Source organism: Pseudomonas sp. SJZ080 (assembly GCF_007828295.1).
Lineage (GTDB): Bacteria > Pseudomonadota > Gammaproteobacteria > Pseudomonadales > Pseudomonadaceae > Aquipseudomonas > Aquipseudomonas migulae_A.
This window is the reverse complement of the sequence record NZ_VIUK01000018.1, coordinates 107,905-120,791: the sequence shown is the minus strand read 5'-3', so window position 1 is coordinate 120,791 and position 12,887 is coordinate 107,905. Positions and strand designations below refer to the sequence as shown.

General features: G+C 61.3%; 10 protein-coding genes. 7 read left to right on the top strand and 3 right to left on the bottom strand.

Going from position 1 to position 12,887, the window contains the following annotated elements; translation table 11 throughout:
• The 6 genes from FBY04_RS22015 to FBY04_RS21990 are packed head-to-tail and all read left to right on the top strand — an operon-like array spanning position 1 to position 6,225.
• A complete protein-coding gene (locus FBY04_RS22015) occupies positions 1 to 702 on the top strand; it encodes an ABC transporter ATP-binding protein (RefSeq protein WP_084317796.1) in 702 nt (233 codons plus the stop codon).
• Positions 686 to 1,909, top strand: coding sequence for an ABC transporter permease (locus tag FBY04_RS22010; protein WP_084317795.1), 1,224 nt, complete (start codon positions 686 to 688; stop codon positions 1,907 to 1,909). Before FBY04_RS22015 ends, FBY04_RS22010 begins: the two co-directional genes overlap by 17 nt.
• Positions 1,899 to 3,443 (top strand): SUMF1/EgtB/PvdO family nonheme iron enzyme, encoded by a 1,545-nt coding sequence (locus FBY04_RS22005; protein ID WP_084317794.1) that lies wholly within the window; start codon positions 1,899 to 1,901, stop codon positions 3,441 to 3,443. Before FBY04_RS22010 ends, FBY04_RS22005 begins: the two co-directional genes overlap by 11 nt.
• Positions 3,444 to 3,477: 34 nt before the next feature.
• Positions 3,478 to 4,209, top strand: coding sequence for a hypothetical protein (locus FBY04_RS22000; protein WP_084317793.1), 732 nt, complete (start codon positions 3,478 to 3,480; stop codon positions 4,207 to 4,209).
• Positions 4,210 to 4,213: 4 nt separating this feature from the next.
• Positions 4,214 to 4,720 carry a hypothetical protein gene (locus FBY04_RS21995; protein ID WP_084317792.1) on the top strand — a complete coding sequence of 169 codons (507 nt, stop codon included), beginning with the start codon at positions 4,214 to 4,216 and terminating at the stop codon, positions 4,718 to 4,720.
• A gap of 56 nt (positions 4,721 to 4,776) precedes the next feature.
• Positions 4,777 to 6,225: a VWA domain-containing protein gene (locus FBY04_RS21990; RefSeq protein ID WP_145316849.1), complete on the top strand. Its 1,449-nt coding sequence runs from the start codon at positions 4,777 to 4,779 to the stop codon at positions 6,223 to 6,225.
• Positions 6,226 to 6,361: 136 nt separating this feature from the next.
• Here the strand turns inward: FBY04_RS21990 and FBY04_RS21985 are convergent, their stop codons facing one another.
• Both FBY04_RS21985 and FBY04_RS21975 read right to left on the bottom strand, forming a co-directional pair.
• Entirely contained in the window at positions 6,362 to 8,338 is a 1,977-nt protein-coding gene (locus tag FBY04_RS21985) for a methyl-accepting chemotaxis protein (RefSeq protein ID WP_084317790.1), read from the bottom strand.
• A gap of 181 nt (positions 8,339 to 8,519) precedes the next feature.
• Complete coding sequence (locus FBY04_RS21975) at positions 8,520 to 9,440, bottom strand: LysR substrate-binding domain-containing protein (protein ID WP_084317789.1); 921 nt, start codon at positions 9,438 to 9,440, stop codon at positions 8,520 to 8,522.
• A gap of 158 nt (positions 9,441 to 9,598) precedes the next feature.
• Between FBY04_RS21975 and FBY04_RS21970 the strand changes: the two genes are divergently transcribed.
• Complete coding sequence (locus tag FBY04_RS21970) at positions 9,599 to 10,993, top strand: NorM family multidrug efflux MATE transporter (protein ID WP_084317788.1); 1,395 nt, start codon at positions 9,599 to 9,601, stop codon at positions 10,991 to 10,993.
• 108 nt (positions 10,994 to 11,101) lie between these two features.
• Here the strand turns inward: FBY04_RS21970 and FBY04_RS21965 are convergent, their stop codons facing one another.
• Positions 11,102 to 12,775: a bifunctional diguanylate cyclase/phosphodiesterase gene (locus FBY04_RS21965; protein ID WP_084317787.1), complete on the bottom strand. Its 1,674-nt coding sequence runs from the start codon at positions 12,773 to 12,775 to the stop codon at positions 11,102 to 11,104.
• Positions 12,776 to 12,887: the final 112 nt, after the last annotated feature.

Sequence of the window (12,887 nt, the reverse complement as noted above, 5' to 3'; positions counted from 1 at the left end):
ATGCTCGATATCAGGAACCTGCTGGTGCGCCGTGGTGAAGGCGCGCTGGCCCATCACGTGCGCCTGCCGCACTTGCAGGTCGGCGGCGGGGAAATCCTCGCCATTACCGGCGAGAGCGGTAGCGGCAAAAGCACATTGCTTGAGGCCATCGGCCTGCTGCTGGCGCCGGTCGAGCTTGGACGCTTTCGCCTGGGCGCAGCACAGGGTCAAGACATCGCCCAATTGCTAGCCACGGATAATCAACCAGCCTTGGCTGCAGTCCGCTCGCGACACCTGGGGTTCATTTTGCAAAACGGCGGCCTGCTGCCGTTTCTCAGTGTGCGCGACAACATCAGCCTGCCACGCCGCTTGCTCGGCATGCCGGCGCACAGTGCGCACGTCGACCACGCGGTTGAAGTCTTACGGCTGCAAGGATTGCTGGATAAACACCCGCAGGCGTTGTCGATCGGTGAGCGTCAGCGCGTGGCCTGCGTTCGCGCTATTGCCCATGAACCGCTGCTGCTGTTGGCTGACGAACCGACCGCCGCGCTCGACCCGCACAGCGCCCGGCGCCTGTTTGAATTGCTGCTGAGCCTGGTGTCGAGCATGGGCCTGAGTGCGCTCGTGGTGTCCCATGACTGGGCCTTGTTGAAGGATTTCGGCTTGCCGCGACTCGGCGCTATCAGCCGTCAGGGGGAGACTCTGTTTGAACCGATGGACTGATCGACTGCACTTGCTGGGCACGCTGGCCCTGCAAGACCTGTGGCATGACCGCAAGGTGTCACTGTGCATCGCCGCGTCATTGGTGGCGGTGATCGCGCCGTTGCTGCTGCTGTTCGGCCTCAAGCACGGGGTGGTCAGCCAGTTGCAGGACGAACTGCTGCGCGACCCGCGTAACCTCGAAGTGAAGATGCTCAGCAATGGTAACTACGACAGTGCCTGGATCGAGCGTCTGCGCCAGCGTCCCGAGACCGGTTTTGCCCTCGGCCAGACCCGCTCGCTCAACACCCAGGCGGATTTGCTGATCGGCATGCAACGCTTCGTCGAAGGCGCGGAAATCATCGCCACCGAACCCGGCGACCCGCAACTGAACCTGCCACAACTCAACCCCACCGGCGATCAAGTGATCCTCAGTGCCCGCGCCGCGCAACGCTTGCAGGCCAAGGTCGGCGATCGCGTGCAACTGCGCGTGCTGCGCCGTCTGGAAGGCGTGAATGAGCGCGGCGAAATGACATTGACCGTGCTGGCGATTCTCGATGGCGCCCGTTTCGGCCGCGCCGCCGGGTTTGTCGCCCCGCCGTTGCTGCTGGACCTGGAGCGCTTTCGCGATGGCTATCAGGTCAGTGCGTTCGGCATCACCACCGGCAAGCCTCTGGGTGATCTGCAACCGCTGTATGCCCGCGCTCGCGTCTATGCACACGACATCGACCAAGTGGCGCCGCTGGAGCGCTGGCTCAACGAACAACACATCGAAACCTCGAGCCGTCTGGCGGACATCGACAACGTCAAAGCCATCAACCATGTGCTGGGACTGATTTTCGGGGTGATCGCCCTGGCGGCATTGATCGGTTGCGTGGCGTCGATGGTCGGCGCCTTCCTGGCCAACATCGACCGCAAGCGCAAAAGCCTTGCGGTCTTGCGCCTGCTGGGTTTCAAGCGCACGGCGGTCGGCGGTTTCGTGGTCCTGCAAGCACTGCTGCTGAGCCTCGCCGGGTACCTCGGCGGATTGGGGTTTTATGCGGTCGGCAGTCATCTGTTCGATTACTTGCTCGGCAGCAGCCAGGCCACCGGCACCTTTGTTTGCCACATCACAATCTGGCATGGCCTCGCCGCCCTGCTCCTGACCTTTCTGGTCGCTGCACTGGTGGCCGTGATCGGCGCCGTGCGCGCCATCAGCATCCAACCTGCGGAGAGTCTGCGTGAGCTATAAACGTTTTGGCTTGCTGTTGCCCCTGAGCCTGGGCTACTTGCTCGACGCCTCGGCGGCGGGCTGGGAAGAGAAGTATTACAACCCGATGCCCGAAGCCAGCGACGTCGTATTGCCGATGCCGTGCGAAGGCTCGATGGTGTTTCGCAAAGTGTTCATCCCGGTCGCCGGGCCGCTCGACGACTACCCGATCAACATCGGTCAGGACGGCGCGGAATACGGCTATGTCGAACAGACTCGACCGACGTTTATCGCCGGCAGTTTCACCGGCGCCAAGAACGACAAATCCCGCTACTACCTGATGGCCAAGTACGAGATGAGTCAGTTGCAGTATGCCGCCCTGACCGACGAAACCTGCCCCACCGCCGCGACCAAGATGCGCCTCCCGCAAGTGTCCGTGAGCTGGGTGCAAGCGGTCGAAGCGGCTGACAAATACAACTTGTGGCTGCGCAAGAATGCCGCCGGCAAGCTGCCGAAAGAAGACGGCGCCCTGGGCTTCCTGCGTTTGCCGACGGAAGTCGAGTGGGAGTTCGCCGCACGCGGTGGCCTGGAAGTCGGTGCGGCGGAATTCCGCGATACACGCTACCCGATGCCCGACGGCATCAACGCTTACGAGTGGTTCGCCGGGGCGCAGTCGTCCAACGGCAAACTGCAATTGTCCGGCCTGCAAAAACCCAACCCGCTGGGCCTGCACGACATGCTCGGCAACGTCGACGAGATGATGTTCGAGCCGTTTCGCCTGAATAAGCTCGATCGCCAGCACGGCCAGGCCGGCGGCTATGTCGTACGCGGTGGCAACTACCTGACGGCCCAGGCCGACCTGCGCACCGCGTTGCGCAAGGAAGAGCCGTACTACAACGCCGAAGGCCAGGTAAAAAACAAAACCACCGGCCTGCGCCTGGTATTGGTCTCGCCGACCCTGACCTCTCGCGAACGCGTGGCCAGCATCGAAAACAGCTGGAAGAAACTCGGCACCGGCAGCAAGGAAACCGAATCCGCCGACAAAGGCACGGTTCAGTCGCTGAACACGCTGGCCTCGGGTGTTGAAGACAAAGCGCTGAAGGAAAAGCTCCAGGCCCTGGAAAACCAGCTGCGCGCCAGCAACCAGCAGCAGGAAGAAACCCGCGACCAGGCGATTCGCGCCAGCCTCAATCTGGGTGCGTTCCTGTGTACCAAGATGCTCGACGACGGCCAGTACGTGGATTTCCTGCAGAAAAACTACAAGCTCAATTGCGAAGCCGCCGACAAAGATGCCAGTTGCGACATGCGCAAGGGCAAACTCGACGAGCAGAAGGATCGCCTGCACAAACTCAGCCGTTACTACGCCAGCAGCCTGGTGGAGTCGGCGACGTTGTACGGTCAGCCGCTGCTCGAGGCACAGGTTCCGGTGATGGAAGAAATCATTACCCGCAACAAACAGCTTCAAGACCTCAAACCCTACTTGCGCACGCACTGGGCGAATCAGAAGACCTTCCTGCAAAAACAGAAGATCGACACTGACGCCTGGCTGACCAGCTGCAAGACCGTCACTCAATAACAACACGTCAACACCGTCATCGAGGAGTTTCACCATGTCGCGCAGCCTTTGGACTCGCTTCAAGCTACAGATCGCATTCGTCGTTGCCGGCAGCCTGTTGCTGACCGGTTGCGCCAACACCGGCAGTTCGATGTTGGGTGGCAGCGACGGAGCAGACCCGCGCCTGACCCAGGGCAATGACGCGGAGTTCTTCAGCAAGTCCGGTTACCAGGCCTGCGCCGTCGGCGCTGGTGTCGGCATCCTCGGCTGCGCGCTGTCCAACAGCAGCAACAAGGCCGTCTGCGCCATCGCCGCCGGTATTACCGCGTGTGGCGTGGCCATGGGCGCGAACTACTATCTGGATCAACGTCGCAGCGAATACGCCGACACTTCCACCCGTCTGGCGAAGATGAACAGCGACGTCGAGCAAGACACACGCAACGTGATTGCCCGCACCGAGACCGCTCAGCAAGTGATCAAGGATGACCAGGCACGTATCGCCAAGATCAAACAGGACATCGCCAGCAAAAAGGTCGACAAGACCAAAGCCCAGATGCAAATCGCCGAGATCGACAACAACATCGCAATCTTGCGCAAAGACCTCAGCAACATGCGCAACAAAGTCACCGAGTACAGCAAAGTGGCCGATGCCGAACGCGCCCAAGGCTCCAGCGCCGAGATGAAGCAGGTGGATGTGAGCATCCTGAAAATGAACCAGAAAGTCGCTGCCTTGCAGAAGGAAGTCGACGGTCTCTACAGCCAGCGCTCCGCAATCACTCTGGGTTAATCACATGACGCTACGACAGCTGGCGGTCCTGACCGCCGTCCTCGCCTTGAGCGGTTGCGCGACTCAGCCGGGCGAATGCGACGCGACCAATCGCGACAGCAGCATGCTGACCAAGATGAACTGCGACTACTCTGGTGGTTACAGCGATCAGGTCAAACAAAAGGAACAGGCCCTGGCCGAGTCCCGTCAGCAAAACGCGATGTTCCGTCAGGTGTACGAGAACATTCAGGCCCAGCAACTGAGCACCAAAACCGATTTGGCCAGCCAGCAGAAATCCCAGGCTGAACTGAACCAGTCGCTGGGCAAGTTGCTGACCTCGCTGAAGGCGCGCCGTGGCAACGAAAGCCAGGTGCAGAAGCAGATCGCCGGGCTCGAACAGCAGCTCAAGGACTCGCAGACTGCACCGGTGGCCAAGCCTTCAAAGGCGGCCCTGGCCGCCAAGCAGGAACAACTGAAGGCGCTGCAGAAAAAGGTCAATCAACTGCAATTCAGCCTCGGTTACGAAGAGTAACTTTTCACCCGCAGGCCTCCCGCCGGAGGCCTGCAGCCTTTTCAGGAATCGACGTCATGCAGCGGGTCATCAGGGATGCGCAAGCCACACCAGAGGGGATGAGTGCGCTGCAAGCCAAAGTCGCCCTCATCCAGAAACACTTTCCGCCGACCGTCTCCAGCCTCTTCGCCATACCGCGAATGGGCAGCGGCGAGGTGCTGGAATGGTGGACCGAACTGGGTGGCCAACCCACGCCCTATGCCGACCTCGACGAGGACGCTCAACGGCGATTGCTGGAAACCTATGAAGTGCGTCAGACGTCCCTTGGACAGTTGGCGGACGAACTGCAAAAGCGCGGTCAGCCCACGGAAGCGGATGACCTGCGCAGCCTGCTCGGCGCTCCCGAGCTGGACAAACTCTACAGCCTCAATGGTGAGCCTTTGGTGGTGCGCTGGAACCAGCGTCCGCCAAAACCGGTGGTGCCGCCAGTGGTTCCGCTGGCGCCGGTGGCCGCCGTGGCGCCTTCGCGCCGTGGATGGTGGATCGCCGCCGCGTTGCTGGCACTGCTGTTGTTGCTCCTGGCGCTCTGGGCTTACTGGTGGTTTATGCACCGGGAAAAAGTTGTCCCGGTCGAACCGGTCGCCCCGGTGGTGACACCGATCGAGAAACCGGTTGAGCCCGTTCCCGAGCCGGTAGTGGAGCCGGAGCCTGTCGTGGAACCAAAACCGGAACCCGTACCGGTTCCGGAGCCAGAACCAGTGCCCGCCCCCAAACCGGTCCCGCCGCCAAAACCTGTGGTGGCCGCCCCGCCGCCACCGCCACCGCCGCCGCCGCCGCCGGCACCGACGCTGGACAACTTCGCGTGCCGCAAAAAAGCGCCCAACGCAGAGATACCGCAGTTCGTGGTGGTGCTCGACACCTCGGGTTCAATGGATTTGAACATCAAGTCCGTGAAAGCCGATGAGGACTGGTTCTTCGGCAATGAGATGAACAAGTATCTGGACCCGAACCGCACCATGCAGATTTTCGCCAAACCCAGCCGCATGGACGTCGCCAAGGACTCGCTGGCCGGCATGATCAACGGGCTGGACCCGAAAATCGACACGCGCCTCATCACCTTCGCCGGCTGCGAACGCACACCGGACCAGGGCGTGTTCAAGTTTGGCGACCGGCCACGGCTGATCAACGGGATTCAGGGCCTGGTGCCCAACGACGGCACACCGCTGGCCGACAGCCTGGCTTACGCTGCAAGCACCGTCGACGGGCGTAATAATGATGCCGTGATCGTGATGTTTGTCGACGGTGAGGACGGTTGCCAGAAAGACGCTTGCGCGGTGTCCCGCCAAATCGCCAGGGAACAACCACGCCTTCGGGTCAACGTGGTGAAAATCGGTGCCGGTGGCCCGTCACGCTGCATTGCTGAAAACACTGGTGGCCGGGTTTACAACAGCACCAACGCGGCAGAACTGGCCAAGCAGTTGAAACTGGCGAGCAAGGAAGTGTCGAGCAACGCCAAGTGTGATTGATTGGCTGATCTGAATATTGCGATGAGGCTATCGCGAGCAAGCTTGCTCCTACAGGAGATGTGGCGTTCCACGTTTTTGTGAACGACGCCAAACCTGTCGGAGCAAGCCTGCTCGCGATAGCTATTTCAAAGGCACCTCAACGAAAGCGGTCAACCTCCTGGCGCAAATCCGCCGCCAGGCTCTCCAGCTCTTTGGCCGTCACCGCCAGGTTCGACACCACTTCCCGCTGCTCACTGTTCGCCAGCGCAATGCTCTGCAAATTGCTGCTGAGCAATGTCGCGGTGCTGCTCTGCTCCTGGGTCGCCGTGGTGATCGCTGCGAACTGCTCGCCAGCAGAACGGCTTTGCTCATCGATCCGCGCCAGCGCGGAAGCGACGTTGGCGTTACGCGACAGGCCTTCCTGCATCAGCACATTGCCCTGCTCCATGGTGCTGATGGCGTTGCCGGTTTCTTGCTGGATGCTTTGGATCATCCCGGAAATCTCGTCGGTCGCCTGGCGAGTACGCGAAGCCAGGTTGCGCACCTCGTCAGCCACCACCGCAAACCCACGACCCTGCTCACCGGCACGCGCCGCTTCGATGGCGGCATTGAGCGCCAGCAAGTTGGTCTGCTCGGCAATCGAAGTGATCACCCCGACAATCCCGCCGATTTCCTGAGAACGCTGACCCAAGGTGTTGATCACCGTGGCAGTGCTGTTCAGTGCACCGGCAATCTGCTCCAGGGACGAGGACGCTTCGTCCATCGATGTACGACCGATCTGGGTTTGTTGTGCATTTTCCTGAGCCAGGCGTTGGGTGTTGCCCATGTTGTCGGCAATATTCAGCGACGTGGCGCTGAACTCTTCCACGGCGCCGGCCATGCTGGTGATTTCGCCGGACTGCTGCTCCATGCCTTCATAGGCGCCACCCGACAGACCCGACAGCGCCTGGGCACGGCTGTTGACCTCTTGCGAGGCCTTGCGGATGTGCTCGACCATTGTCGACAGCGCCTGGCTCATCTGGTTGAAAGCGCGGGCCAGCTGACCGATTTCGTCGTTGCTCGACACGTCCAGACGCACGCTCAGATCACCAGCCCCCAGGGCTTCGGCCTGACGCACCAGATCGCCCAGCGGCGCGAGCTTACTGCGCAGCAACCAGACGGCGGAGCCCACAGCGATCAACATCGCCAGCAGGCTGCCAATGGCCAATTGAATGCCGACAGCCCAGGTTACAGCACGGATTTCGCTTTTCGGCATGCTCGCCACGACCGACCACGGCCCGCCTTCAAATGGCACGGCAATGCTGTAGAAATCTTCGGACTTGTCGCTCCAGAATTCACCTTTACCCGGCGTCTTGACCAGGCTGTTGATCGGCTTGACCGCTTGCTCCGGTGCTTGCACCCCCGCAATGGGTACCAGCCATTTGTTCTGCTCATCGAGCAATGCCAAAGAACCGGTCTGCCCGATGCGGAAGCGTGTGAGGTTGGCAAACTGTGCGTTCTGAGCGTCGGTGTAATCGAATCCTACGTACAACACGGCAATGACCTTACCGCTGCTGTCACGTACAGGCGTGTACTGCGACATGTAGAAGCGTTCGAACAGCAAAGCTCGGCCCACGTAGTTTTGCCCCGCCAACAGGCGCGCGTAAGCCGGGTTCGCGTGATCGAGCAACGTGCCAATGGCGCGGCTGCCGTCTTGTTTAGTTACGTTCGTACTGACTCGAATGAACTCATCACCACTGCGCACGAACACCGTCGCAACGCCTGCGGTCATTTGCTTGAACTCGTCCACTTCCTTGAAGTTGTTGTTCAGCACTTCACTGCCCAGGTGCAAGCCCGGGGTCTGCGTGCCCGCCACGGCCACCGGCTCGTCCGGGTGCACGCTCAGACCCGCGCTGAAGCGCTTCTCGAACAGGCCGGCCAGACGCTGGGTACTTTCACGCAACGTGCCGTGAAACGTACTCAACTGGTCGGCCAGCAAACGAGCTTCGCTGGCCAGGTGCTCCTCGCGGGTAGCGAGGTTGGCCGAGTCCAGCGAGCGCAAGGCAAACACGGTGCTGCCGCTGATGACAATCGCCAGAATGACGGCGAGTGCAAGACCAAGCTGTGAGGCAATCCGGGCACGAGGTTGAGACATGACAGCTCCTGGCCAAGTGACCGGATCTTCATTGATCGGCTGCTCGGCAAATTTTCTAATAATGGGAATTGCGTCGAACCTGCACGAAGGTTCCATCTGCAGATTTTCGGCGGCAAACCTGAATACTTGAGTAATCAACCGGGATATAGCACAAAGCCTCTATCCCGATGGCTCTAACGATTCAGCTCAGGTGCTCGACATCCGGCAATTTCATCGCAAGGGCTTCGCCCTGGAGGAAATCGCTGAGGCGGCGCAAACGTTCACCTCCGGGGCGTGTTTTCGGCCAGACGAGGTAATAATTCTCACCGCTGGCGACGGCAGTCGGCCACGGCAAACTCAGACGGCCCTGCGCCACATCCTCGGCCACCATCAAAAGATCGCCCATCGACACGCCATAACCCCGGGCGGCAGCAATCATCCCCAGTTCAAGCGTATCGAACACCTGCCCGCCCTTGAGCGACACCTGATCGGTCAACCCCATGCGCTCCAGCCAGTTGCGCCAGTCACGCCGGTCCGGCGTCGGGTGCAGGAGCTCGGCATTGGCCAGGCGTGCGACATCCCACGGTTGATCCTTCAGAAGATTCGGCGCGCCCACCGGAATCAGCTCCTCGGGGAACAGGAAACTCGCCTCCCAGTCCGGCGGAAAATGCCCGTTGCTGAGGATTACGGCGCAGTCGAACGGCTCATGGTTGAAGTCCACCGAGTCGACGTCCATCCAGGCGCTGGTCAGTTGCACTTCGTTGCCCGGTTGCAGATGGCGGAAACGGCTGAGCCGCGCCAGCAACCAGCGCATGGTCAGGGTCGACGGGGCTTTCATGCGCAGGATGTCATCTTCGGCGCGCAAGGTATTGCAGGCGCGTTCAAGTGCCGTGAAGCCTTCGCGGATGCCCGGCAGGATCAGGCGCGCCGACTCGGTCAGTTGCAGATTGCGCCCGCTGCGATGAAACAGCCGACAGGCAAAGTGCTCTTCGAGCGTACGAATGTGTCGACTGACCGCACTCTGCGTAATCGACAACTCTTCGGCCGCACGGGTGAACGAGCTATGCCGCGCCGCCGCTTCGAATGCACGAAGGGCATACAGGGGAGGAAGACGACGAGACATGCGGAAAGCTCCTATAGCGCAATGGCGTCAACTTATCAGAATCTCCCCAGGATGAGTTTTAATCATGCTACCCATCCTTTTTATCCCTTTGTGCAAACCCCGCAGAGCGCCGAGAATCGACGCTTTCCTGTTCTCTTTGACCATCGAGCGTGATGACCATGCAGCATCCAGCGCGTATTGAACTCTGGGCCATCCTGCGGCTGGCGGGGCCGTTGATTGCCTCGCAGTTGGCGCACATGCTGATGGTTCTCACCGACACCTTGATGATGGCGCGCCTGAGTCCCGAAGCATTGGCTGGCGGCGGTCTCGGCGCGGCGACCTATTCATTCGTGTCGATCTTTTGCATCGGCGTCATCGCGGCGGTCGGCACCCTGGTGGCGATCCGTCAGGGCGCGGGCGATATCGTCGGCGCGGCGCGGCTGACCCAGGCCGGATTGTGGCTGGCGTGGCTGATGGCGCTGGTCGCCGGTTTGCTGCTGTGGAACCTCAAACCGGTATTGTTGCTGTTCGGCCAGACCGAAACCAACGTCCAGGCGGCCGGTCAGTTCCTGTTGATCCTGCCGTTCGCCCTGCCCGGCTACCTGAGCTTCATGGCCCTGCGCGGTTTCACCAGCGCCATCGGCCGTGCGACGCCGGTGATGGTCATCAGTCTCGGCGGTACGGTGGCCAACTTCGTACTCAACTATGCGTTGATTACCGGAATGTTCGGCCTGCCGAAAATGGGCCTGGTGGGCATCGGTCTGGTCACGGCGATTGTCGCTAATCTCATGGCTCTGGCGTTGGCGCTGCACATTCGGCGGCATCCGGCGTACGACGCGTATCCGCTGCGCCAGGGCCTGTCGCGGCCTAACCGGCAGTATCTGAAAGAGTTGTGGCGCCTGGGCCTGCCAATTGGCGGCACCTATGCCGTGGAAGTCGGACTGTTTGCCTTCGCCGCGTTGTGCATGGGCACCATGGGCAGTACGCAACTGGGCGCGCACCAGATTGCGCTGCAGATCGTCTCGGTGGCGTTCATGATTCCGGCGGGGCTTTCCTACGCGATCACCATGCGCATCGGCCAGCATTACGGCGCCGGGCAGCTGTTGGATGCACGACTGGCCGGACGGGTCGGGATCGCGTTCGGCGCGGCGGCGATGCTCGGGTTCGCGATGGTCTTCTGGCTGCTACCCAATCAGTTGATCGGCCTGTTCCTGGACCACAACGACCCGGCTTTCCGGCCCGTCATCGAACTGGCTGTGAGCCTGCTGGCGGTGGCGGCGTGGTTCGAGCTGTTCGACGGTACACAAACCATCGCCATGGGCTGCATTCGCGGACTCAAGGACGCCAAGACCACGTTCCTGGTCGGGCTGGGCTGCTACTGGCTGATTGGCGCGCCTGCCGCATGGTGGATGGCCTTCCATTTGAACTGGGGGCCGACGGGCGTCTGGTGGGGGTTGGCGCTGGGACTGGCATGCGCGGCGGTAAGCCTGACACTGGCGTTTGAGTGGAAGATGAAGCGGATGATTCGGCGGGAGCCATCTTCGCAGCGTTTCGAGGTCGCTCAGCCAGACTGAAGATCCCTGTAGGAGTGGGCTTGCTCGTGAAGGGGCCGTGTCAGTTGATATCAACGTTGACTGACACACCGTCTTCGCGAGCAAGCCCGCTCCCACATTTGTGCGGGGTCAGCTCACGATTTCCATCATCGGCTGCTGGCTGCTGCCAAACGTCAGATAATCCACCAGTTCCACCAACGGCAACGGCTTGCTGATCAGATACCCTTGCACCTGATCACAGCCAAACCCGCGCAACAGATCCAGCTGCTCGGGCGTTTCCACGCCCTCGGCGACCACTTCAAGGTTGAGGTTGTGCGCCAGGTTGATCATGGCGTGGACCAGCTTGCGGTTCTCTTCGCGCCCTTCCATCCCGCCGACGAAGCTCTTGTCGACCTTCAGCAAGGCAATCGGCAGGCTGTTGAGGTGCACGAACGAAGAAAAACCGGTGCCAAAGTCGTCGAGGGAGAAGCGCACGCCCAGACGCCCGAGGGCATCCATGGTTTGCTTCACCAGATCGCTGCGACGCATGACGGCGGTTTCGGTCAGTTCGAATTCCAGCCATTGCGCCTCGACGCCCCGTTCGGCAATCAGCCGGCTCAGGGTCGAGAGCAACTGGCTGTCCTGAAACTGCCGGAATGACAGGTTGATCGCCATGTGCAACGCCGGCAAACCGCGCTCACGCAGCGCCTGCATGTCGCGCAACGCGCGGGAAATAACCCAGTAACCGAGCGGTACGATCAAACCGCTTTGCTCGGCCAGTGGCACGAACTCGCTCGGCGGCAGCAAGCCACGCTCGGCATGACGCCAGCGCACCAGGGCTTCGAGGCCGACAATCTGGCCGTCTTCGAGATTCAGGCGTGGCTGGTAATGCAGTTCCAGTTCATCGCGACGCAATGCCCGGCGCAGCTCGCTTTCGAGATCGGCCATGCTGCGGGCATTACGGTTGATGCGTTCGTTGAAGATGTGAAAGGTGCAGCCTTGAGTGCTCTTGGCCTGCTGCATGGCGATGTGCGCATGCCACATCAACGGATCGGCGCCGGCCTGGGCGCGGGCGTGGGCGATGCCCAGACTGGAACCGATCAACAGGCTTTCGCCGTCGACCCAATAGGGTTCGGCCAGCGCCTCGGTGATTCTTTCGGCCATCCACTCGGCGCGTTGTGGCGCACGGCGGGTGTCGATCAGCAGGGCGAACTCATCGCTGCCCAGCCGCGCCAATTGATCGCCAGCCTCGAGCTGGCTTTTCAGCCGCGCAACCACTTGCAGTATCAACCGGTCGCCAGCCTGATGGCCGAGGGCGTCGTTGGCGTGGCGGAAGTTGTCGAGGTCAAGGTGACCGAGGGCCAGGCCGCGCCCTTCGTTTTCTGCCAGTCGCGCAGCCAGCAGGGTCTGGAAACCCTGGCGGTTGGCGATGCCGGTCAGCGGGTCTTGCTCGGCCAGGCGCTGCAGAGTGTTCTCCAGCACGCCGCGCTCACGCACATGCCGCAGGCAACGGCGCAGCATGCCCGGGTCGAGATGCTCGCGCACCAACCAGTCGCTCACGCCATCGGGCGGCAACAGCGGCTCGTGTTCGAGCAGCAACACCGTCGGCAAATTGCAACGGCCCGGCGCCGGCTGAAGGGCCGGGATCGTCAACAACACCGCGCTGCGGTTGTCATCGAACAGAGTGCTGACCGATTCCCAGCTCGGAGCGCTGATGAGCACGGCCGAGCTCCCCATCGGAGCCAGACACTCGCGCAACAACGCTGCCCAATCTGGCTCATTGGCCAATAGCAGCAAACGCAAGGGTTCGACAGGCGTAGACAAGCTAGCTCCCTAGACTCTGCAATGATGTAGGCGGCGGGCATTATGCCGTGCCGATAACCAATGACCAAATGACATCAGTTATCAAACGAGGTCTTTGTATCCGGAATTACGA

What these genes read in the sequence shown, in the direction of transcription:
- FBY04_RS22015 (WP_084317796.1), top strand. Translation starts at nt 1, where the DNA reads ATGCTCGATATCAGGAACCTGCTGGTGCGCCGTGGTGAAGGCGCGCTG.
- FBY04_RS22000 (WP_084317793.1), top strand. Translation starts at nt 3,478, where the DNA reads ATGTCGCGCAGCCTTTGGACTCGCTTCAAGCTACAGATCGCATTCGTC.
- FBY04_RS21995 (WP_084317792.1), top strand. Translation starts at nt 4,214, where the DNA reads ATGACGCTACGACAGCTGGCGGTCCTGACCGCCGTCCTCGCCTTGAGC.
- FBY04_RS21990 (WP_145316849.1), top strand. Translation starts at nt 4,777, where the DNA reads ATGCAGCGGGTCATCAGGGATGCGCAAGCCACACCAGAGGGGATGAGT.
- FBY04_RS21985 (WP_084317790.1), bottom strand. Translation starts at nt 8,338, where the DNA reads ATGTCTCAACCTCGTGCCCGGATTGCCTCACAGCTTGGTCTTGCACTC.
- FBY04_RS21975 (WP_084317789.1), bottom strand. Translation starts at nt 9,440, where the DNA reads ATGTCTCGTCGTCTTCCTCCCCTGTATGCCCTTCGTGCATTCGAAGCG.
- FBY04_RS21970 (WP_084317788.1), top strand. Translation starts at nt 9,599, where the DNA reads ATGCAGCATCCAGCGCGTATTGAACTCTGGGCCATCCTGCGGCTGGCG.